Raw genomic sequence first — 21,220 nt, forward strand, 5'->3', positions numbered from 1 at the left:
TCGCAAACGGTTTTTACTGCAACGTTGCAGTTAATGGTGCCTACGCGGAGCATTTCATGATCGATCCCAAAGCCCTGGCAGATCGCTTTCCCGGCGATTTCATTTTCGGCGTTGCGACCGCCTCCTTCCAGATCGAAGGTGCGACCAAGGCCGACGGCCGCAAGCCGTCGATCTGGGATGCGTTTTCCAACATGCCGGGCCGGGTCTATCACGGCCATAATGGCGATATCGCCTGCGATCATTATAACCGGCTGGACGAAGACCTCGATCTGATCAAGAACCTCGGTGTCGAGGCCTATCGTTTCTCGATCGCCTGGCCGCGCATCATCCCGGAGGGCACCGGGCCGGTCAACGAAAAGGGGCTGGATTTCTACGACCGTCTCGTCGATGGGCTGAAAGCCCGTGGCATCAAGGCCTTTGCCACGCTCTACCATTGGGACCTGCCTTTGGCGCTGATGGGCGATGGAGGCTGGACAGCGCGCACGACCGCCTATGCCTACCAGCGTTATGCAAAGACCGTCATTGAACGGCTGGGCGACCGGCTGGATGCGGTGGCGACCTTCAACGAGCCGTGGTGCTCGGTCTGGCTCAGCCATCTCTACGGAATCCACGCGCCTGGCGAGCGCAACATGGATGCGGCACTGCATGCGCTGCATTTTACCAATCTCGCCCACGGCCTTGGCGTTTCCACCATTCGCGACCTGAAGCCGGACCTGCCGGTCGGCATCGTCATCAACCCGATGCAGGTCTATCCCTGCAGCGACAGCGCTGAGGACAAGGCGGCTGCCGAGCGCGCCTTCGATTTCCACAATGGCGTATTCTTCAGGCCGATCTTCAAAGGTGCATATCCTGAAAGCTTTCTCTCGGCGCTCGGTGAGCGCATGCCCGCCATCGAGGATGGCGACATGGCGACGATCAGCCAGAAGACCGACTGGTGGGGCGTCAACTATTATACGCCGATGCGCGTGTCCGATGATCCGGATGCGAGCGCCGAATTTCCGGCAACGGTCAGTGCCAGGCCGGTCAGCGACATCAAGACCGATATCGGCTGGGAGACCTTTCCGCAGGCGCTCGGTGATCTCATCCGCACGGTCAACGACCGCTACACTTTGCCGGACTGCTACATCACCGAAAATGGTGCCGCCTACAATATGTGCGTCGAAAACGGCGTGGTCGATGACCAGCCGCGCCTCGACTACATCGCCGCTCATCTGGCCGTCACGGCCGATCTGATCAAGGAAGGCTATCCGATGAAGGGTTACTTCGCCTGGAGCCTGATGGACAATTTCGAATGGGCGGAGGGCTACAAGATGCGCTTCGGCATTGTTCATGTCGATTACGACAGCCAGGTGCGCACCATCAAGAAAAGCGGTCACTGGTACAAGGAACTGGCCGGGCAGTTTCCGAAGGGCAACCATAAGGCCGGGTGACGGCCTTCACATGGGGCGCCATAACTTCCGGCCCTGCGCCTATTCAGCTTCCCAGATGCCGCTCGCCGCGCTTCTTTGCCAGGTCCATCTGGCGCTGCCGCTGGCGGTAGCGCTGGCGGTCTTCTTCCGTGCGGCTGTCATAGCAGTGGATGCAGGTGACGCCATGCTCGTGATGGGGTGACAGAAGGTCCTGTGGCGTCAGCGGCTGGCGGCAGGCGTGGCAGAGCGTGTGCTCGCCTTCCTTCAGGCCATGCGTGACCGAGACGCGGTCGTCGAAGACGAAGCAGGCGCCGTCCCAGAGGCTTTCTTCTTCCGGCATGTCCTCGAGATATTTCAGGATGCCGCCCTTCAGGTGGTAGACCTCGTCAAAGCCTTGCTCCTTCATGAAGGCGGTCGCCTTCTCGCAGCGGATGCCGCCGGTGCAATACATGGCGATCTTCGGCTTGGCGGCCAGATCGGCATTGTTCTTTACCCAATCGGGGAATTCGCGAAAACTCTTGGTGTTGGGATCAACAGCGCCGCGAAACATGCCGATGGCTGTCTCGTAATCGTTGCGGGTATCGATCACCAATGTGTCCGGATCGGAGATCAGGGCGTTCCAGTCCTTCGGCGCCACATAGGTGCCGACGATCTTGTTGGGGTCGATATTCTCGACGCCCATGGTGACGATTTCCTTCTTCAGCCGCGCTTTCATACGCAGGAATGGCATGGACGATGCCCAGCTTTCCTTGTGCTCGAGACCCACGAATTCCGGCTGGGCGCGCAGGAAGGCGAGCACGGTCCGGATGCCCTCCTCGGGTCCTGCGATCGTGCCGTTGATGCCCTCCTGCGCAAGCAGCAATGTGCCCTTGACGCCGTTATCATCGCAGACCGCCTGCAGCGGTTCGCGAAAATCGGCGAAACGCGCGAACGCAGCGAAATGATAAAGTGCCGCCACCAGAAACTGGCCGCTGTCCAACGGGCGAGGGGTTTGAAGCATGTCTGTCATGCGGCGTGAAATACAGCTTTCCGGCCGCGCACGCAATCGGGTGTGCGGCCGGTCGCGGGACGATCAGGCGGATCAGGCGGATCAGGCGGCTTGCGGCGTAAAGACCCGCAGGCGGTGGCCGTCCGGATCGGTGCAGGTGAACGTATAGTCACTGTCGGATGCGGCCGGTTCCTGCACAATCGTTACGCCTTTCCTGCGCCACTCGTCATGAAGGGCATCGACACCTTCACGCCCTGCAACGAAAATCGGCAGTTCGGCATCGTTGGCGTTCACGGCGGCCGGTTGCTTGTTCTTGCGCGCGAGGCCCAGTCTCAGGGCATCGTTCATGAGGACGACTGCGTAGCTCGGCGACAGTTCTAGCGGCAGCGCACCAAACATCGCCATGTAGAAAACGGCGCTCTCGGCCGGGCTTTCGACAGGCAGAACAAAATCGGTTTTCATGGCAGTCTCCTCTGGTTGGGTTCGGAGACTGTTTATTCCGGCATGCTGTCAATTTATGGCAGCAGGATCACATATCGTGGGTGACATTATGGGCGCGGCGCCATTCCGCCAGAAGCAGGTCGCGCCGGCGCGGAATGCGGATGCCGGTCACGGTCATCGTGCTGAAACGGTCGGTGCGGAAATGACGGAAATCATTGCGCAATTCGCACCAGGCCGCCAGCACGCGAGTTTCCTCGAGATATGCCAGGGCAAAGGGCCAGATGCGCCGCGTGGTCGGCTGGCCGTTGACGTCGGCATAGTCGATGTCGATCTTCATGCCCAGCCGGATGGCTTCGCGAATGGCGGGGAAATCGATGGTGCCGATCTTCAGTTCGCGCGTGTTGTAGACGAGCAGCGAATTCGTCTCCAGTTCGTGGCGCAGATCGGCAGGCAGCACGGCGGCAATCTTGGCCAGGGCGTTCTGCGCCGCATCCTTCAGTTCGTCGTCGGCCCGCGCCGCCACCCAGCGCGCGCCGAGCACCAAAGCCTCGATTTCCTCTTCGCTGAGCATCATCGGCGGCATCAGGAAACCGGGTTTGAGCACGTAGCCGAAGCCGGGTGCGCCCTGAATGTCGGCGCCCTGCGCCTGCAGGGTGGCGATATCGCGGTAGAGCGTGCGGATGCTGATGCCCATGCGCTGCGCGAGCGCGCTGCCGCTCACCGGACGGCGGTAGGTGCGCAAAAGCTGGATCAGATCGAGAAGACGGGTGGAGCGGGACATGCCCGATCATACTGACAGGGATTGGCAGTATCAATGCCGGGAACGCCGCGTCAGACCGCGTCCTGCCACAGAAGCCTGATCGCGCGGCCTTCTGCTTTTGGGTCGTCGCGGAAAGCTGAAGCCGCGACCGTCAGGGCTTCCTCCCGCAGGATTTTCTGGCGGGTGATAACGGCGGAGAGGAGATAGGCGACGTCTTCGCTCTTGCCCAGAAGATGCGGTTGTTCATCGACGAGTGAAGCAAGCAGCGCAAGATCATTGTGATGGCCGAGCAGATCGACGACCCTGGTGACTTCGGCCCGCTTTGCATGCATGGCCGAGGGCCAGAGGCGTTGCAGCATATTGAGGTAGAAGCGGTAGTCCTGGCTGCGCTTCCGCAACTCGTGAAACAGATGCGCGTCCGTCCTATCGGCGCAGGCCTTTCGCGCCGCCGCTGCCTTTTCCAGTGCCTTGCGCCACCCCTTGGCGATGCGTTTTGCGCCCTTTTTGCCGCCATCCTGAAACGTGATGCGCGATAATGCCTCCAGCGCCCGGCCGCAGGTGGCGATCGCCGCTGCCACGGTGTCTTCGAGCGGATTTTCCTCTGCCGCCTGCGCGTCGCGCCGGGCGGCCAGAACCTTGCCGATCCGTTTGAGGGCCGCGCGCTCCTCGTTGTTTTCGGCGTGGTCCAGCAGGTACCGGCTGACTTCGACGAGTGCGGTGGCATCGCGGGAGGTCGAGAGCGTCCGTGCCATATCGCGGATGCGCGTATTTTCCGAACGCCGGAAGGCCGGGATATCGGCGGCGGCAAGGCGGTAAAGCGAGCGCAGCCGCTTGAATTTCTTGCGGGCATCGTGGATCGCGGCGGCCAGCCCCTGCGGGCGCTCGGTCAAGGCGGCAATGGCCAGCGTCAGTTGCCCGGTGCCGACAGCCTTGAATTCAGCCGTGAAATGTTCAGAAGGGCGAATACGATAGCTCATGATCTGCCTTGGATACCAATGGGCTGGTTGAGAGATACTGGTTGGAATAGTGCGGGTCCCCCGTCACCTCGGCACCCAGCCAGTTGGGCAGGGCCGGCGTGTCGCCTTCAGCGCCGAGCTCGACTTCGGCGACCACAAGGCCCTCGTGGGCGCCGGCGTAGACATCGACCTCCCAGACAAAGCCGTGATGATGCACCTTGTAGCGGGTCTTTTCGATGATGAGGCCGATGGCTTTCGACATCATGTCACGGGCGTCGTCCACGGGGATCTCGTATTCGAATTCGTCGCGGGTCATCGCGCCGCTGCCGATCTTGATCGTCAGTTTCGCCCGCTGGTCATCCATCAGCCGTACGCGGGCGGACCGGTCATCCATGGTGACGATATAGGCCTGCCGAAAACGCGTGCCGCCGTCTGCGTCCTCCCGCCAGCTGCCGGACGCCACCAGAAACTTGCGTTCAATTTCCTTGGCCATTGATAAGCCTGCCATTTTTGCTTTCAATCGCGCCCAGACTACAGGATTGTGTCCTTTCGACAAGCGAGCAATTCATGCCGTTTTTTCCTGTACGGGCCGGTGGTCCGGTGGCGCTGTCAGGCCTGCGTCACCATGTCCAAATAGGTTCGGCCGGTCCCGTTTGGTATCGACAAAGGCGGATGGGAAGAGTATTCGAACCTCACTTCAATCGTTTTAAAAGGGCTGTCCGGCATGAGCGAGAAAACCGATAGACTTCTTTCCGTCCTGAAATTGCAGCCGGTCGTTCCGGTGCTGATCATCGATGACGTGGCGACTGCCGTGCCCTTGGCGCGTGCGCTGGTTGCCGGTGGCTTGAAGGCGATCGAGATTACTCTGCGCACGACGGCCGCTCTGGAAGCCATCCGCGCGGTTGCCAACGAAGTGGAAGGCGCCGTTGCCGGTGCCGGAACCATCCTCAACGCAGCCCAATACGAGGCAGCCGTCGAGGCAGGCTCGCAGTTCATCGTCAGCCCCGGCACGACGCAGGAACTGATCGATGCCGCCAATGATTCCGACATCCCGCTGCTGCCGGGTGCCGCAACCGCCAGCGAAGTGATGGGCCTGCGCGAAGAAGGCTACAAGGTGATGAAGTTCTTCCCGGCCGAACAGGCCGGCGGCGCTGCCTATCTGAAGTCGCTGTCGTCGCCGCTTGCCGGCACGCTGTTTTGCCCGACTGGCGGGATCTCGCTGTCGAATGCCAGGGATTACCTGTCGCTGCCCAACGTCGTCTGCGTCGGCGGGTCCTGGGTCGCGCCGAAGGAACTGGTTGCCAAGGGCGACTGGGCCGGCATCACCAAGCTGGCCGCAGAGGCGTTTGCACTGAGAGGCTGACCTCTTCAGCAGCTGCACGGGCGGAAGTCTCCTCCATGCACAATGGCCCTGTGACGGTCTGCAGCATTCTTTCCACCCTGCGTGAAAGCGGGGTGGAATGCGATCTTTTTGGGCCGATTTAAGTCACTGCAGAACCATCGCTGGTTTGATCTGAAGTCGCGCATTCCGTGACTGCGGCACATTTGCTTGTGTCTTTCATTTGTATTCCTCCCGTTGCATTCCTATGTCTCTATCCGACCGAAACCGGCCTCAAGGGAGTGGACCGAATGTTTGACGCAAAGAAATTGCTGGATCAGTTTTTGGGTTCTCAGATCCCCGGCGCCGGTGGCTCGGTGCGTGATCGCGCTGGACAGGCGACGCAGATGGCCAAGGACAATCCGCTGGCCGCTGGCGCCATCGCCGCTGTCCTGCTCGGCACGGGTACCGGCCGCCAGGTCGCGGGTTCTGCCCTGAAGCTCGGTGGTCTGGCTGCCATCGCCGGCCTCGGTTATCAGGCCTACAAGAATTACCAGGCCGGCAAGGAGCCGGTGGTGCAGCCGCAAGCGCAGGCGCAGCCAGAACTTCTGCCGCCACCTGCCGATTCCGGTTTCAGCACGGAGCCTGCGGTTCTCCGCAACGATTTCGTTCTGGTGCTCGTGCGCGCCATGATCGCCGCTGCGCGTGCCGATGGCCATATCGATGATACCGAGCGCGCCCGCATCATGGACAAGGTCAAGATCTCCGGCCTTGATTCGGAAGCCGAACAGTTCCTGCATGAAGAGCTCAGCAAGCCCGTCGATCTCGACGCCATCGTCGCTGCCGCCGTGAGCGAGGAAGAGCGCGTCGAGCTCTATACTGCCTCCCGTCTGGCCATCGATGCCGACAGCCGTGCCGAGCGCGGTTATCTCGATCAGCTCGCCGGACGCCTCGGTCTTGCCGACGCGCTGGTCGATCATATCGAGGCGACGGTCTCTTCGGCCAAGACCCCGGTGATCGAGGCTCAGGCAAACCCGCCGCAAACCTCGGTGCCGCAGACCGGCCAACCGCCGATCAAGTCGCCTTGGTGATCAATCCATCATCACTTTGCATTTGTGCGGATGCCTGAGCTGTCCTATGCCAGCGTCAAAGCCTTTATACAGACCGGCGCGGTAAGACGTGCCGGTCTTAGGGCTGATGGTGTGGTCACTCGGGGAGTGTGCAGATGCGTGATTTGACCAATTGGACTGGCTGTCCGGCACCGAAGCCGGTGACTCTCGAAGGCCGGTATGTCCGGATCGTGCCCTATGATCGCTCCGCGCATCTAGAGGCGCTCTGGCAGGCTTTCGGCGGCCTGGAGATCAATGCGCGGCTGCAATATTTTGCGCAGGACGACTTTCGCAGCATCGAGGATTTCGATGCCTGGCTGACGGGCGTGCAAAAGGGCGGCTGGGTCACGGAGGTGTTCTACGACAAGGCTACGGGCGATGTGGTGGGCCTGGCTAATTACATGCGGCCGGATCCGGCCAATGGCGTGGTCGAGGTCGGCGGTGTCGCCCATTCCTTCTCGATGGCCCGCTCACCTCTGTCCACCGAGGTGCACTATCTGATGGCCAAGCACGTCTTCGAGGAGCTTGGCTACCGGCGTTACGAGTGGAAATGCGACAACCGCAACGAAGCCAGCAAGAAGACGGCCAACCGTCTCGGCTTCAGCTTCGAAGGCGTTTTCCGCCAGCACATGTTGTCCAAGCGCGCCAATCGCGATACCGCATGGTTCTCGATCATTGACGGCGAATGGCCTGTGCTGAATGCGGCTTTCGAAGCCTGGCTTTCGCCGGAGAATTTTGCCGGTGATGGCACGCAGAAGCGCAAGCTGGAAGATATCCGCACCGAGCTTTCGCAAAAGGAGACCGCATGACCATCCCGGAAAAGAAGGACCGTTCGCCGGCAATCGCAGCGGCAGTGATCCTGCTTGTCGTCGGCGCGGGCTTCTTCATCCTGCCGAATATCATGCTCTGGATCGGTACCTATTCACCTTGGCTTGCGGCGGCCTTCGGCGCGCTGTTCGTGCTCGCCTTCTTCCTGATCTTCTGGCTGCGGGCCCGCTACCAGCGTGGCCGCGGGCTATAAAGGTCAGCCCTGCAGCGAAGCGCCAAGCAGGACGATGCCGAGCGTCAGCACCAGCAACGCGCCGGAAATTTCTATGCCATTGCTGATGCGCATGGCCGATGAGCCGCTGGATGCGTAGCGCACGGCGAGGTCCTTGGCGGTAACCGCGAGCGTCGCCAGCACCGAGACGGTGATGGCCGTGCCGATCGACATGGCAAAGACCGAGAGCACGCCACCCAGATAGAGCCCGTTCAGCAGTGCGAAACTCAGCACGATCAGCGCTCCGGAACAGGGCCGCAACCCCACGGCAATGATCGCCGACCAGGCTTCACGCAGCGCAAACCGGTCGCCTTTCAGCATCGAGGGATCAGGTGCATGCGCGTGGCCGCAGGTGTCGCAGACCTCGCCGTGAGCGTGGCTATGGCTGTGGCCGTGGGAATGATCGTGGTTATGATGTGCGTGGCTATGCGCGTGTCCGTGGTCGTGTGCAACGGCCGGCGCCAGGCGCCGCGCCCGCATGCCGCGCAGTTTGCGAAACAGCAGCCAGCCGCCGAAGGCCGCGATCAGCGCGTAGCTCGCCACTTCCAGAAAATGCGTCGCCTGGGTCATCGAGATCGAGGAACCGCGCAGGACGAGATAGGCGGCACCCACCAGCAGGATGGCGACGCCGCCCTGCATCATCGATGACAGGAACGACAGGAGCACGCCTCGCTTCAGCTCGGTCTCGTTGGCGATCATGTAGGAGGAGATGACCGCCTTGCCGTGGCCGGGGCCTGCGGCATGGAACACGCCATAGGCAAAGGATAGCCCGATCAGCGACCAGAGATGCCACGGGTCGTCGCGCATCGCTTTGATCGCTTCGGTCAGCGTGTGGTAGAAGCGTTGCTGCTCCACGTTGATCCAGGCGAAAAAGCCGCCGAAGATACCGCTGGTGTTGAAGGATGGCTCTGCGGTGCCGATGCCGAGTGGCGACTGCGCATGGGCGACGCTGATACCGGCGGCCGTGACAATCAGCGCGAGGCCGATCAGGCGGGCAGGACCGCGCCCCATCAGCATTTGAACTCGATTCGTGTGGCAAACATCTTCGACATGTCGGTTCCGGTCGGGTCGTTGAAGAAGGCGTCGGTCAGGCTGGCCTGGTTCTGGGCAAGCACTTCGTCCGGATCGGGGCGTACCACCTTGTGCTCGCAGGCGTTCAGCTGGTCGCCGACCGCAACGAGATCGCTGTCCGTCGGAAAATCCATCGCCGTATACATTGTGGGGTCATAGACGCCGAACGACATATTGCCCTTGAGCGGGATCGGCTCGGCAGGCTTGACGGCGAACATCAAAAGCAGCTGGCCGTCCTTGTAATCCGCAGTGATTTCGTTGGGCTTGTTGACCTTGATGGTTTTGCCATTGTCGGTGATGGTCGTGTAATAATTGTATTCCTGCAGGGAATCGAGCACGGTCTGGCCGACCTCCTGCAATTCGTCGGGATCGAGCTGCGCATTGGAATTCTTGTCGAAATCCATCACGACGCTGGCGGAAAACAGCTCGTCGAAGCGCCAGACATTGCGCAATTCGGTGATCTGGTTCGTCCCGTCGGCGACAATCTCCAGGCGGGCCTCGGCGAAGATATGCGGATGCGCGAGTGCGGCACCAGGCGCAAATACGGCCGCTGCCGTCAGGATCAGGGGCAATCGCTTCATTCTATCATGATTCCTTTGGCTGTTTCGGGCGCAACGCCAATACGCGAGCAATGTATGTCAAATGGGACGGAATTGGGACTTTTCGCCCAATGGGACCGCGTCAATTTTCCGCATTCTTGCGAAACCACTGGTGCAGGAAATCAACGAAGGTGCGCACCTTGGTCGGCAGATAGCGCCGGTGCGGGTAGATCGCGTAGATGCCGCGATCCTTCGGGATATAGTCTTCGAACATGGAGACCAATGTGCCGGCGGTGACCTTCGGCCGGGCGATGAAATCGGGAACGCTGGCAATGCCCATGCCGGATTCCGCCGCGCGTACGGCGGCAAGCGGGCTGTTGACCTCGATCGGGCCGCCAACCGGCACACTGAACCCGGTGCCATCGGGCTCGGTAAAGCGCCAGTTGCTGTAGGAGCGGCCGTTGGTGTCGATGATGCAGGCGTGCCGCGACAGTTCGGACGGGTGGTTGATGGGTCCAAACTCTTCAAGGAATGCCGGTGTCGCGCAGTAGAGAACCTGAAAATCATCAAGCTTGCGGGCAATCAGCGTCGAATCCTCCAGCTTGGTGATCCGGATTGCCACGTCGAACCCTTCTTCGACCAGATCGACGAAACGGTCGTCGGAGATGATTTCCAGCGACAGTTCCGGATGCGCCTTGCCGAAATCGATCAGCGACTGGCCGATTTCCGCATCGACGAAGGTGCGGGGTGCTGAAATGCGCAGGCGGCCCTTGAGGTCGGAATTGCTGGCGCGAACCAGGTCGGCGAGGTTGTCGATCTCTTTCAGGATTTCCGACGCCGTACGGTAATAGGTATGACCGGCCTCGGTGAGCGAAAACTGCCGGGTCGTGCGGTTGAGCAGAAGGGCGCCAAGTTCGTCCTCAAGCTCGCGCACATATTTCGACAGAAGCGCCTTCGAGCGGCCAACACGCCGGGCGGCTGCGGAAAACCCCTCGGCATCGACGACGTCGATGAAGGCGCGAATGCGGGTCAGTGTATCCATCGGGCTGCTGTTCCTGCCTGTTTGGGCTGCCGCCCTGTTCCTGATTCGCTTTTCTCGGCCGTCGCGACGATAGACCGGCGTTGCGCAAAGGCGAAGGACCGTTGCAGCCGTTAACGTTTCGCGTTCTGCAGAAAGCCGGTGCGGCTTTTCCAAAAACGATCTTAAAACAAGGCGTTGGTTTTCGCGACGGGTTCGCCCGGATTGTTCAGCAAATCTGAACATATTAACAGTTGGCGCTGCGCAGAAAAAATCATCGGCCAATTTGAAAAAAGTCTTGATTACGACAAGGTTTTTTCTTATCTCCGCTTCAGCCCAAAGTCGCACGTGCCCATGGGTGTCCGCCGACCCTCGAATTTGGTGAGGAAATCGGTAAGGTACCTGGAATTAACCCCTCCAGTCGCTCCTCCGGCCAACCGGAAAATGCGAGGACATCTGAAGCAACGACGGTGCGGGCCTTTTTGTTCTCTCCCTGCTTTCCATCAGCGGGGGTTACTGAAGAGGCACACCTTCATTGCCGGAAGTGCGGTAGGGTCATCCTTCCAATCAATGGCAGACAAAGCGGATCAAAGCTCTTGGCGGGGCGTTGTTCCATCATTCGCGCATCGTGCGCATGTCTGGTTCCGGGGTCTCCACCGGCTGGTTCCAGGGCATGTTCGCGTATGTCCTTTGTCCTCCACATCTTTGTGGAGCGTATCTGATTGAGGATAGAACCATGACGACTGCACGTATCATCGATTTCCTGAACACCCGACGTCCCGAAGGTCCTTGCCTTGTGGTTGACCTCGATGTCGTGCGCGACAATTTCAAGGCTTTCCGTCACGCTCTGCCGGATAGCTCGATCTACTATGCCGTCAAGGCAAACCCGTCGCCGGAAATCCTGCGTCTGCTCGCCTCCCTGGGCTCCAACTTCGATTGCGCGGGCGTCGCCGAAATCGAGATGGCGCTCGATGCCGGTGCGACCGCTTCGCGCATCTCCTTCGGCAACACGATCAAGAAGGAACGCGACATTGCCAAGGCGCATGCGCTCGGCGTTTCGCTGTTTGCTGTCGATAGCCATGAGGAAGTCGAAAAGATTTCCCGTGCCGCTCCCGGCGCCCGCGTGTTCTGCCGCGTCCTCACCGATGGCGAAGGTGCCGAATGGCCCTTGTCGCGCAAGTTCGGCTGCGTCCCGCAGATGGCTGTCGACGTTCTCGTCTATGCGCATCAGCTGGGCCTCGTCTCGCACGGCGTCTCATTCCATGTCGGCTCGCAGATGACCAAGGTCGATGCCTGGGATTCGGCACTCGCCGATGCCAAGCGCGTTTTCGTGCAGCTTGCCAAGCAGGGCATCCAGCTGAAGATGGTCAATATGGGCGGTGGTTTTCCGACCAAGTACCTGCGCGACGTGCCTTCGGCGGAAGCCTATGGCAAGGCGATCTTTTCGTCGCTGCGCAAGCACTTCGGCAACAACATCCCGGAAACCATCATCGAGCCGGGCCGCGGCATGGTCGGCAATGCCGGCGTGATCAAGGCGGAAGTCGTCCTGATCTCGAAGAAGTCGGACAATGACAACCACCGCTGGGTGTTCCTCGACATCGGCAAGTTCGGCGGTCTCGCCGAAACCATGGATGAAGCGATCCGTTACCCGATCCGCACCATCCATGATGCCGACGAGATGGAGCCTTGCGTGCTGGCCGGTCCGACCTGCGATTCGGCTGACGTGATGTACGAGAAGAACATGTATCCGCTGCCGATCACGCTTTCGATCGGCGACGAAGTTCTGATCGAGGGCACGGGCGCCTACACGACGACCTATTCGGCCGTGGCTTTTAACGGTTTCGATCCGCTGAAGTCCTACGTCATCTGATTGGCGTCAGCTAAACAGTCTGCTCCGGGTCAAATCGGAGCAGCGAATTCACAATTTGTTTTCGATACCGTTTGAATCGGTTTTGAGTACGGGAGGCCAAGATGGCCGCTGTTCTTGATTCTGTCCGCGCCTTCTTTGCGCAGAATGCCTTCACCATCGACGCTGAAAATCCGGGCGACGTTGTCGCGCGCGAAAATCTGCTTGACCAGGCCATGGGCCCGAACCGCCGCCGCAAGTCGTCCGAGACGCTGCGCCGCGGCCGTGTGCCGGCCGAAGGCCTGGCTCTGGTCGCCCGCGATCCGGATGGCCATGTCATCGGCACCGTGCGCCTGTGGAACGTCGAAGCCGGCGTCAGCCGCGACGGCACGCCCGTTGACGCGCTGCTGCTCGGCCCCCTGGCGGTCGATGCCGCCCATGAGGGCAAGGGTATCGGCGGCGCCCTGATGCGGGCGGCGATCGGCGAAGCCAAGAGCCGTGGTCACGGCGCCATCCTTTTGGTTGGCGACGCACCCTATTACGAGCGTTTCGGCTTTTTTGCCGCCAAGGCACAGCATCTGGTCATGCCTGGCCCGTTCGAGCGCAACCGGTTTCTGGCCATCGAGCTGAAAGACGGCTGGCTGGACGGTGCGGCCGGCATGCTGGTCGCCAGCGGCCGCAAGCTCGCCATGCCGCGCCTTCGCCGCGCAGCTTGAAATGGCCACAGCATCGCGCTGTAAAAAGCGCGATGCCATTTTTCCTGCCGGCATGCTGACGCCCGCCGCGCGGTAACATGCCCGTCAACTTCGCGTGACATCCGGGAAAATCCGGATTTCCTTCTGGAATTCGCCGTCTTCCGCAGCCAGCATACCGGCATGTTGATCCGGACCCTTCTTTGCATCGCCCTTGTTTTCTCCAGCGGCTCTGTCCTGGCACAGGACAAAGCCGCTCCTCCCATTGCTGCCCAAACGGCGGCGGTGAGCGCCATTCTCGATCGCGCCGCGCAATTGTCATCGCTAAAATCGGTTGTCGTCTCGCGTGATGGCGGCATCATCGCCGAACGCGGTTATGGCGGGCATACGCCGCGAGAGCCCACCAATATCAAATCGGCCTCCAAATCGATCATGTCCGCGCTCGTCGGTATCGCTATTGCCAAAGGCGAACTGGAGGGCGTCGATCAGAAGATTGCGCCGATTTTGTCGCGGGACCTGCCTGAAAACCCTGATCCGCGCCTGCAGCAGGTGACGATCGGAAACCTTCTTTCCATGCAGGCGGGGCTTGGGCGGACGTCCGGTCCCAATTACGGCCGCTGGGTTTCAAGCCGCAACTGGGTGCGCAGCGCGCTTTCCCTGCCGTTTGCTGCCGATCCCGGCGGACCCATGCTTTACTCGACAGGCTCTACGCATCTTTTGTCTGCCATCCTGACACGTGCCTCCGGGCAATCGACGCTGGCTCTGGCGCGCCGCTGGTTCGAGCCGCTGAAGGGCTTTTCCATCACCGCCTGGGACCGAGACCCGCAGGGCATCTATCTCGGGGGCAATCAGATGGCGATGAGCACGCGGTCGCTTCTGGCTTTTGGCGAACTCTACCGCAATGGCGGCAAGACGCCGGAAGGGGTTCAGATCGTGCCTGCGGACTGGGTTGCGCAATCCTGGCAGCACAGGACCAATTCGCAGTTTACCGGCGACAGTTACGGCTATGGCTGGTTCCTGCGCAATATGGCGGGCCGCGACGTTCGCTATGCCTGGGGTTATGGCGGCCAAATGCTCTATATCGTGCCGTCGCTAGGGCTCACCGTCGCCATGACCTCCCAGGAAGACGCGCCATCCGCCCGCACTGGTTACCGCGATAGCCTGCACCAGCTGATGGCCGACATCATTCTTGCCAACGAGACCGCAGCTACCATGCGTCCCGGTTGATGACCGTGGTTTGACAGACAGGTTCCGCTGGGGTAAACGCTCGCCAACGGGTGAGAGCCCCGGCTGTCCGCGAGCTCCGTGCTTTTGGTGAAGTCTCTTATAATCCTCTTCGGTCGTCCATATCCTGTGGCGTGCGAACGGTGGCAAGGCGGACCCCCTCCGGATGATTGCACGCTCCATGTTGGAGACTGAACGATGCGTGGACCGATCCCGCTTCCCTCACTCGATGCCCTGAAGGACCAGGCAAAACGGCTGCGCGCCGGTCTTGCCACCGGCGGCCAGAACATCACCCATTCGAAATCGCTGGAGCTTCTGGCCGCGCAATACGGGTTTCGCGACTGGAACACGCTGCATGCTGTGATCGGCAACCGGCCGCCCCTCAATCCGTGGATGCTCGGGTCGCGGGTCAAAGGCCATTATCTCGGCCAGCCCTTCGAAGCGACAATTCTCGGCGTCCAGGCCGTGACCGCCCAACCCGGCCGCTACCGCCTCACGCTCGATTTCGACGAGCCCGTGGATGTCGTCACGTTCGACAGCTTCTCGGCTTTCCGCAAACGCGTCCACTGCACCATCGACGAAACCGGACGAACGGTCGAGAAAACCTCGAACGGCCGGCCGCAGGTGGAATTGGCGTGGTGAAGAGCGCGTAGGCTGGCAGGGCTTGCACCATCATCGCGATATGCCGGATTTGTCCCATCGATAGAGCACGTCCGGTTCCCTTTCCTCGTTCTCCGAACCGTCCGTCATTTTGACTAGGACGAAACCGAGTTTTTCATAGAAACGACGTGCGTCGTCGTTCCGCTGAAATGTCCAGAGATGCAAGGACTGCGCGGCATGTTGTGCAACGTCAAGAAGCGCCGAGCCGACACCGGCATGCTGGAAGCCTGGACGGACATAGAGTTGTTCGATCCAGGTTTCGCTGAACGAGATGACGCCGATAAGGTTGCCGTCACTCAGCGCGCCCCAGATTCTGCTCGTCTTGAACAGATGCTCGGACCAGTAGGCAAGGTCTTCAGAGGGTGTGTGCAGGGCCCCGATCCACGGAAAACTGGCATTGAACGTCTCGCGATGAATGCGCGCGGCCATTGGCATGTCCGCGAGCCCGAGTTCACGTAGAGCGAAAACGTGCTTTTTTGTCACCCGGCGATATCGACCACGCCGCAATCGCCCGCTTCCGAGCCGAAGGCAAGCTGGCGGCCGTTTTTGTTCCAGGCCATGGCGGTGATGGCGCCCTTGCCGGGGCGGCGCAGCAGCACTTCCTTGCTGTCGGTGAAGCGCACCACCATGATCATGCCATCGGCATAGCCGATCGCTGCGATCTCCTCGACCGGGTGGCAGCAGACCTGCGTGACCATGATATTGGCGCGGGTGCCGAGTTCGAGCGGCGCCTTGCCCATCGGGCCATCCTTGGCCTGGAAGGGCCAGACGATGGCGGCCGGTGCGCCGGAGGATGCCAGCCATTTGCCCTTGGCCGACCATGAAACTGATTTGATCTTGGCCGGATAGCCGGTCATGCGCATGTGCCGGGTTTCGGCGCCGGGCTTGGTATCCAGCTTCCAGCCATGCAGCGCGTTTTCCTGCATCGAGGTGACGACGAAGCGGCCGTCGGGGGAGAAGCTCACGCCGGTATGGGCGCCCTTCCATTCGAGATCGACCGGCTGGCCCGGGATCGCCACCCAATGCAGCGAGACGCCATTATAGCGGGCAAGCGCAATGCGCAAGCCTTTCGGCGCAAAGGCGATGCCCTCGACGGTGCGCTCCTCGGTGAAATCCTTGACGCTCCCGTCGGCCAGCCGCACATGCGCCGTCTTGCCATAGGCATAGGCAACTGCACCCTGCGGTCCGGCTGCGACCTGCGATATCCATTTGCGTGGCACATGGGCGATTTCACTCACCGTGCCATCTGCCTTGATGCGCAGCACCTTTCCGTCTTCGCCGCCGGTCAAAAGCGTATCGGTCGCGTCATCGCGGATGGAGGAGAGTAGGCCCTCATGCGCCTCGGCGGTTTTGTGGCCGTGATCGAGGCTATGGATGAGCCCGGAGGATTCGGCAAAGAACGGGATGTCGCCGAGAAAGGCCACGCCGGCGACGTGACCTTGAAGGTCGAGAGGAGCAACTGTCGGCATCAGTGAGCTGCGGCCTCGGCGGGAACGGCTTCGCAAGCCTTGAACGTGCGTTCAAGCTTTTCGCGGTCGAGTTCGCGGCCGATAAAGACGAGACGGCTCTCATGCTTCTCGCCGTCCTTCCAGGCACGCTGGTGATCACCTTCGATGATCATGTGTACACCCTGGACAACGTAGCGCTCTGCGTCGTCCTTGAAGGCGATGATACCCTTCAGGCGCAGAATGTTAGGGCCTTCCGTCTGGGTGATCTTCTGGATCCAGGGGAAGAAGCGGTCCGGGTTCATTTCGCCGCCGCGCAGAGACACCGACTGCACCGTCACGTCGTGGATCGGCGAGGGGGCGTGATCGTGATGATGGTGGTCATGGCCGTGATGATCATGGTCGTGGTGGTCGTGGTGGTCGTGATCATGATGATCATGGTGGTGATGATCGTGGCCGCAATCCGGACCGCAGGTATGGTCGTGGTGGTGATCATCATGGTCGAGGAAATTCGGCTCGTTTTCCAAGGCCCGTTCCAGGCTGAATGCGCCCTGGTCGAGGACCTTGGTCAGGTCGATATTGGAGCGCTCCGTGCGGTGAATACGGGCCGAAGGGTTGATGGCGCGCACGGTCGCTTCGATCTTCGCCAGTTCTTCCGGCGTAACGAGATCGGTCTTGTTGAGCAGCACGACATCGGCAAAAGCGATCTGGTCTTCGGCTTCGCGGCTGTCCTTCAGGCGCAGCGGCAGATGCTTGGCATCGACCAGAGCGACAACGGCGTCGAGTTCGGTCTTGGCGCGCACATCGTCGTCCATGAAAAAGGTCTGAGCGACAGGCACCGGATCGGCAAGACCGGTGGTTTCGACGATAATGGCATCGAAGCGGCCCGGACGGCGCATCAGGCCCTCCACAACGCGGATCAGGTCGCCGCGCACGGTGCAGCAGACGCAGCCATTGTTCATCTCGTAGATTTCCTCGTCGGATTCGACGATCAGGTCATTGTCGATGCCGATCTCGCCGAATTCGTTGACGATGACGGCATATTTCTTGCCATGGGCCTCCGTCAGAATGCGGTTCAGGAGCGTCGTCTTGCCGGCACCGAGATAGCCGGTGAGCACGGTAACGGGAATGGGCTTGGCGGCAGCTGTGGTTGCTTCGGTCATGGGAGCCTCGTGCAGGGAAATTGTTCCCAGAAAATGGTGATTGCCTGCTTCATATAAGCACTTTGCGCAGGGCGGCAACCATGTCGATTTCTTTTCATGGCATATTGCATAGGGTTCAGCCCCAAATTATCTTTGTCCTCCAAGATGGAGCGCGTGTATGTCGAAATCCAAGCATGTCGTCCCGAATTCGAAAGGCGGCTGGAGTGTTCGCAGCGCGGGTGCCTCGCGCGCAGCCAGGACCTTTGACTCGCAAAGTGAAGCGGTGGCCTATGCCAGGGACGCTGCGCGGGCCAATCATAGCGAACTCTACATCCATCGTAGAGATGGAACGATTAGCGATAGACGATCTTACGGACGCGACCCTTTTCCTCCGAAGGGCTGAGCGATTTTGTTCCACAAAAGCGTGTTCATAAACTGTCCGTTCGATGAAAAATATATCGAACTTCTTCGCCCGCTCCTTTTTACAGTTTTGTATCTCGATATGGTTCCTCGTATCGCGTTGGAACGCCTCGATGCGGGTGAGGCACGCTTCAGCAAGATTGTCGAGCTGATTGGGGCGTGTAAATATGGCATTCACGACCTGTCACGCGCGAAAGCTGAAAAGCGCGACGAGTATTACCGTATGAACATGCCATTTGAGCTTGGCCTTGATATTGGAGCAAAGCTTTTCGGGCAGGTTCAACTTTCCGGTAAAATCACACTTATTTTGGAGGAAGAGCGCTATCGCCACCAGGCTACCATATCCGATCTGTCGAACGCTGATATAGCGGTCCATGGGAACGAGCCGGAAGAAGTTGTAAAAGCCGTCCGTGATTGGCTGAGCCATGCCGCGAACCTCAGAGCGGATGGGCCGAGCGCAATATGGGGAGCCTTTATCGAATTCATGGCGCACAATTACGATGCTTTGAAGCAACGCGGATATTCGGATAAGGATATCGAACGCCTCCCCATTCCGGAGTTGATCGAGAACATGTCGATCTGGACGGCAGCGCGCCGGCCCTGATTATTTCAATTCGTCCACGTCAAAATCTCTCACATCCTCCAACAGTTCGATGATCCCGTCTACCGCGTGCGCAATCAGCTGCTCGCCACGCGTCGCTGTCGCAGCCGATGCGTCACCGGCGGCGCCCTGTTCGTTGAGGTCCGGCATCTTCCAGCCGAAGGCATGCGGGCCATAAGCGCGCAGATGTTTGAAACGGCTGGCGAATTCGGATTGGCGCGACGTAAAGCGCTCCGCTTTCGCCATATCCACCTTGTCCGGGTACATGGCCAGCATCACGGATGTCTCGATGTCGCCGCCGTGAATGTCGATTGCCTTGTCTTCCGCGCGGATCCAGCCCTCCGGTTGACCGAAGCGGGTCCAGCTGGTGGCCACCGCCAGCATGCCAAACCGTACGCGCGCTTCCGTCGCGACAATGGTCATCAGCGGTGAATTGCCGCCATGGGCATTGAGCATGACGAATTTGCGGATGCCCTTTTCGTGGAGGTTTTGCGACATGCCGATCCAGCGCTTCACCGCCTCGTCATAGGCCAGCGAACGCGTGCCTGGCGTATCCGCATGTTCGATCGAATAGCCGGTGGGTTCGGTGGGCAGGAATGTGACGGGCAGGGCGGGGGGCAGGCGGGCGATCACCCGCTCGGCCAGTCCTTCCGCAATCAGTGTGTCGGTTTCAAACGGCAGGTGCGGCCCGTGCTGTTCGTGGGCGCCGAGCGGCAGGACGGCGATCCAGTCCTTTCGCGCTGCGGGCGCGAGATCGGAAACATTGTCTTTCCAATGCGGTGCGGGGACTGTCATGCTCCTGAGAGCCTTTCGGTTGTACTTGCGGTATGGCTGTCATTCGAGTCATACAGGTGACGGATGGCCGTGCAAGAAATTTGGTGGAGGACCGATGGGAAAGAAGAGCAAGGCCGAAAAGAAAGCCAAGGGTGCCAAGAAAAAGCATCACGACGTCGAGGTCCACGCACAGGACCTCGCCTCGGTGCTGGTCCAGGCGGCGCGTTCGATGCGCACGGTGCTGTCGCGCAACCTGCTTGAAAGCGGGCTCTATGCGGGACAGGACGGGGTGATGCTGGCTTTGGCCGAAACCGACGGGCTGACCGCCGGGGTTTTGGCGATGAAGCTCGGCGTCAAGGCGCCGACCATGACCCGGACCATCGGCCGCATGGAAGCCCAGGGTTTCCTGGAGCGGCGGGCCGACGACGAGGATGCGAGACTGACCAAGGTCTATCTGACGACGCTCGGCCGCGACCGGCTGCAGACCATTACAGAGGCCGGCAAGACCTCTGAGGACATGGCGACCAAAGGCCTTACCGAAAAGCAGATCAAGACCCTGATGAAGCTGCTGCGTGCTGTCGATGGCAATCTTCAGGGAACAGTGGCCGTAGAATAGCTCCCTCTCTTCCTGCCTTAATTGGCGATTGCGGCGGCAATTTAAACAGTTTAAAGAGGATTTAAAAATAGCGGTATTGAGCCGGGATAGCTGAGGGGGAAACGTGGCGCAGAAGATCAAGCTCTCCACCATTGCGGAAACGCTGGGTGTGTCCACGGCAACCGTTTCACTGGCATTGCGCGATAGCCCGCTCGTGGCTGCCATGACCCGCGACAAGATCAAGGAGCAGGCCCGCGCGCTCGGCTATATCTACAATCGCCGCGCCGCCAGCCTTCGCACCTCCCGCTCCGGCATTATCGGCGTCGTCGTGCACGACATCATGAACCCGTTCTACGGCGAAATCCTGAAAGCCATCGAGGCCGAACTGGACCGCGACCGGCAGACGTTCATTCTCTCCAACCATTATGATTCCGTCGAAAAGCAGCGCGCCTTCATCGAGACGCTGCTGCAACTCGGCGGCGATGGCGTCATCATGTCGCCGGCGATCGGTACGCCGCCGGAAGATATTCAGCTGGCGGAGGACAATGGCATGCCGGCCATCCTGATCGCCCGCTCGATCGAGGGCGTGGACGTGCCGATTTTCCGCGGTGACGATGCCTATGGCATTTCGCTTGCCACCAATCACCTGATCAGCCTTGGCCACCGCGTTATCGCCATGGTCGGCGGCACCGATCAGACCTCGACCGGCCGCGACCGCTATCAAGGTTACGTCAATGCGCTGCGCAAGGCCAATATCGACGTCGATCCGGACCTGCGCATTCCCGGTCCCCGCTCGATGCAGGGCGGCTTCGAGGCGGCGGTGCATCTGCTCTCCTTGCCGCAGAAACCCACAGCCGTCGTCTGCTGGAACGATCTGGTCGCCATCGGCATGATGAACGGCATTGCCCGCGCTGGCCTTGTGCCCGGCCGCGATGTTTCGGTGACCGGCTATGACGATCTGGAGGAAGCCTCGATCGCAACGCCGGCGCTCACCACCGTCTGGAACGGTCAGTCGGATGTCGGCCGCAGTGCCGCCCGCGCGCTGCTCGACAAGCTGAATGGCAGCCATGAGCCGGATGGTATCCACCTGATCAAGCCGGAAATGCGGATCCGTCAATCGACCGGTCCGCTCCGGCCCAATCCCACAGAGTAAGTTTATCCAATTCCGCAAGG

At 60.5% G+C, this 21,220-nt stretch carries 25 protein-coding genes; 13 read left to right on the top strand and 12 right to left on the bottom strand.

Annotation, left to right across the window (positions count from 1 at the left end):
• Positions 1-56: 56 nt before the first annotated feature.
• Positions 57-1,430: a GH1 family beta-glucosidase gene (locus PYR65_RS05245; protein ID WP_276120190.1), complete on the top strand. Its 1,374-nt coding sequence runs from the start codon at positions 57-59 to the stop codon at positions 1,428-1,430.
• Positions 1,431-1,473: 43 nt separating this feature from the next.
• On the opposite strand, the gene trhO is transcribed toward PYR65_RS05245, so the two are convergent.
• The 5 genes from trhO to PYR65_RS05270 all read right to left on the bottom strand — a co-directional run bounded on the left by trhO (position 1,474) and on the right by PYR65_RS05270 (position 5,047).
• The gene (trhO, locus tag PYR65_RS05250; protein WP_276120191.1) at positions 1,474-2,418 is read right to left on the bottom strand and encodes an oxygen-dependent tRNA uridine(34) hydroxylase TrhO; all 945 of its coding nucleotides are present in this window, start codon (positions 2,416-2,418) and stop codon (positions 1,474-1,476) included.
• Between the two features lie 81 nt (positions 2,419-2,499).
• Positions 2,500-2,859, bottom strand: a complete 360-nt coding sequence (locus PYR65_RS05255; protein WP_060639269.1) for a VOC family protein — start codon at positions 2,857-2,859, stop codon at positions 2,500-2,502.
• Between the two features lie 67 nt (positions 2,860-2,926).
• Positions 2,927-3,619, bottom strand: coding sequence for a helix-turn-helix transcriptional regulator (locus PYR65_RS05260; RefSeq protein ID WP_276120192.1), 693 nt, complete (start codon positions 3,617-3,619; stop codon positions 2,927-2,929).
• 50 nt (positions 3,620-3,669) lie between these two features.
• Complete coding sequence (locus tag PYR65_RS05265; protein WP_276120193.1) at positions 3,670-4,575, bottom strand: CHAD domain-containing protein; 906 nt, start codon at positions 4,573-4,575, stop codon at positions 3,670-3,672.
• Positions 4,550-5,047: a CYTH domain-containing protein gene (locus PYR65_RS05270; RefSeq protein ID WP_276120194.1), complete on the bottom strand. Its 498-nt coding sequence runs from the start codon at positions 5,045-5,047 to the stop codon at positions 4,550-4,552. Before PYR65_RS05270 ends, PYR65_RS05265 begins: the two co-directional genes overlap by 26 nt.
• 231 nt (positions 5,048-5,278) lie before the next feature.
• Between PYR65_RS05270 and PYR65_RS05275 the strand changes: the two genes are divergently transcribed.
• The 4 genes from PYR65_RS05275 to PYR65_RS05290 all read left to right on the top strand — a co-directional run bounded on the left by PYR65_RS05275 (position 5,279) and on the right by PYR65_RS05290 (position 8,002).
• The gene (locus tag PYR65_RS05275; RefSeq protein ID WP_276120195.1) at positions 5,279-5,917 is read left to right on the top strand and encodes a 2-dehydro-3-deoxy-phosphogluconate aldolase; all 639 of its coding nucleotides are present in this window, start codon (positions 5,279-5,281) and stop codon (positions 5,915-5,917) included.
• Between the two features lie 266 nt (positions 5,918-6,183).
• Positions 6,184-6,963, top strand: coding sequence for a tellurite resistance TerB family protein (locus PYR65_RS05280; RefSeq protein ID WP_276120196.1), 780 nt, complete (start codon positions 6,184-6,186; stop codon positions 6,961-6,963).
• 134 nt (positions 6,964-7,097) lie between these two features.
• The gene (locus tag PYR65_RS05285; RefSeq protein WP_276120197.1) at positions 7,098-7,790 is read left to right on the top strand and encodes a GNAT family N-acetyltransferase; all 693 of its coding nucleotides are present in this window, start codon (positions 7,098-7,100) and stop codon (positions 7,788-7,790) included.
• Positions 7,787-8,002, top strand: a complete 216-nt coding sequence (locus PYR65_RS05290; RefSeq protein ID WP_276120198.1) for a hypothetical protein — start codon at positions 7,787-7,789, stop codon at positions 8,000-8,002. The genes PYR65_RS05285 and PYR65_RS05290 overlap by 4 nt, the downstream gene beginning before the upstream one ends.
• A gap of 3 nt (positions 8,003-8,005) precedes the next feature.
• Here the strand turns inward: PYR65_RS05290 and PYR65_RS05295 are convergent, their stop codons facing one another.
• The 3 genes from PYR65_RS05295 to PYR65_RS05305 all read right to left on the bottom strand — a co-directional run bounded on the left by PYR65_RS05295 (position 8,006) and on the right by PYR65_RS05305 (position 10,672).
• Positions 8,006-9,037, bottom strand: coding sequence for a nickel/cobalt transporter (locus tag PYR65_RS05295; RefSeq protein WP_276120199.1), 1,032 nt, complete (start codon positions 9,035-9,037; stop codon positions 8,006-8,008).
• Positions 9,031-9,672, bottom strand: a complete 642-nt coding sequence (locus tag PYR65_RS05300) for a DUF1007 family protein (RefSeq protein ID WP_060639279.1) — start codon at positions 9,670-9,672, stop codon at positions 9,031-9,033. The genes PYR65_RS05295 and PYR65_RS05300 overlap by 7 nt, the downstream gene beginning before the upstream one ends.
• Positions 9,673-9,772: 100 nt before the next feature.
• Positions 9,773-10,672 (bottom strand): LysR family transcriptional regulator, encoded by a 900-nt coding sequence (locus tag PYR65_RS05305; protein WP_276120200.1) that lies wholly within the window; start codon positions 10,670-10,672, stop codon positions 9,773-9,775.
• Positions 10,673-11,384: 712 nt separating this feature from the next.
• On the opposite strand from PYR65_RS05305, the gene odc2 reads away from it, so the two are divergent.
• The 4 genes from odc2 (at position 11,385) to PYR65_RS05325 (ending at position 15,052) form a co-directional block, all read left to right on the top strand.
• Positions 11,385-12,518, top strand: coding sequence for an ornithine/lysine decarboxylase (gene odc2 / locus PYR65_RS05310; RefSeq protein WP_276120201.1), 1,134 nt, complete (start codon positions 11,385-11,387; stop codon positions 12,516-12,518).
• Positions 12,519-12,619: 101 nt separating this feature from the next.
• On the top strand, positions 12,620-13,210 hold the full coding sequence (locus tag PYR65_RS05315; RefSeq protein ID WP_060639282.1) for a GNAT family N-acetyltransferase: 591 nt from the start codon (positions 12,620-12,622) through the stop codon (positions 13,208-13,210).
• A 162-nt stretch (positions 13,211-13,372) separates the two neighbouring features.
• A complete protein-coding gene (locus PYR65_RS05320) occupies positions 13,373-14,413 on the top strand; it encodes a serine hydrolase domain-containing protein (RefSeq protein ID WP_407951309.1) in 1,041 nt (346 codons plus the stop codon).
• A 195-nt stretch (positions 14,414-14,608) separates the two neighbouring features.
• A complete protein-coding gene (locus PYR65_RS05325) occupies positions 14,609-15,052 on the top strand; it encodes a glyoxalase superfamily protein (protein WP_276120203.1) in 444 nt (147 codons plus the stop codon).
• A gap of 30 nt (positions 15,053-15,082) precedes the next feature.
• Here the strand turns inward: PYR65_RS05325 and PYR65_RS05330 are convergent, their stop codons facing one another.
• From PYR65_RS05330 to PYR65_RS05340, 3 genes are read right to left on the bottom strand one after another with little or no spacing between them, the layout of a single operon-like run.
• On the bottom strand, positions 15,083-15,499 hold the full coding sequence (locus PYR65_RS05330) for a GNAT family N-acetyltransferase (RefSeq protein ID WP_276120204.1): 417 nt from the start codon (positions 15,497-15,499) through the stop codon (positions 15,083-15,085).
• 50 nt (positions 15,500-15,549) lie between these two features.
• Positions 15,550-16,539: a WD40 repeat domain-containing protein gene (locus PYR65_RS05335; RefSeq protein WP_276120205.1), complete on the bottom strand. Its 990-nt coding sequence runs from the start codon at positions 16,537-16,539 to the stop codon at positions 15,550-15,552.
• A complete protein-coding gene (locus PYR65_RS05340) occupies positions 16,539-17,678 on the bottom strand; it encodes a CobW family GTP-binding protein (protein ID WP_276120206.1) in 1,140 nt (379 codons plus the stop codon). The genes PYR65_RS05335 and PYR65_RS05340 overlap by 1 nt, the downstream gene beginning before the upstream one ends.
• Before the next feature lie 157 nt (positions 17,679-17,835).
• On the opposite strand from PYR65_RS05340, the gene PYR65_RS05345 reads away from it, so the two are divergent.
• A complete protein-coding gene (locus PYR65_RS05345; RefSeq protein ID WP_276120207.1) occupies positions 17,836-18,060 on the top strand; it encodes a DUF2188 domain-containing protein in 225 nt (74 codons plus the stop codon).
• 6 nt (positions 18,061-18,066) lie between these two features.
• On the top strand, positions 18,067-18,681 hold the full coding sequence (locus PYR65_RS05350; RefSeq protein ID WP_276120208.1) for a hypothetical protein: 615 nt from the start codon (positions 18,067-18,069) through the stop codon (positions 18,679-18,681).
• Here the strand turns inward: PYR65_RS05350 and PYR65_RS05355 are convergent, their stop codons facing one another.
• Positions 18,682-19,473: a creatininase family protein gene (locus tag PYR65_RS05355; protein ID WP_276120209.1), complete on the bottom strand. Its 792-nt coding sequence runs from the start codon at positions 19,471-19,473 to the stop codon at positions 18,682-18,684.
• Positions 19,474-19,567: 94 nt separating this feature from the next.
• Between PYR65_RS05355 and PYR65_RS05360 the strand changes: the two genes are divergently transcribed.
• Positions 19,568-20,068 carry a MarR family winged helix-turn-helix transcriptional regulator gene (locus tag PYR65_RS05360; protein ID WP_276120210.1) on the top strand — a complete coding sequence of 167 codons (501 nt, stop codon included), beginning with the start codon at positions 19,568-19,570 and terminating at the stop codon, positions 20,066-20,068.
• 103 nt (positions 20,069-20,171) lie between these two features.
• Entirely contained in the window at positions 20,172-21,200 is a 1,029-nt protein-coding gene (locus PYR65_RS05365; RefSeq protein WP_060639288.1) for a LacI family DNA-binding transcriptional regulator, read from the top strand.
• Positions 21,201-21,220 lie beyond the last annotated feature (20 nt).

The organism is Pararhizobium qamdonense (assembly GCF_029277445.1).
GTDB classification, from domain to species: Bacteria; Pseudomonadota; Alphaproteobacteria; order Rhizobiales; family Rhizobiaceae; genus Pararhizobium; species Pararhizobium qamdonense.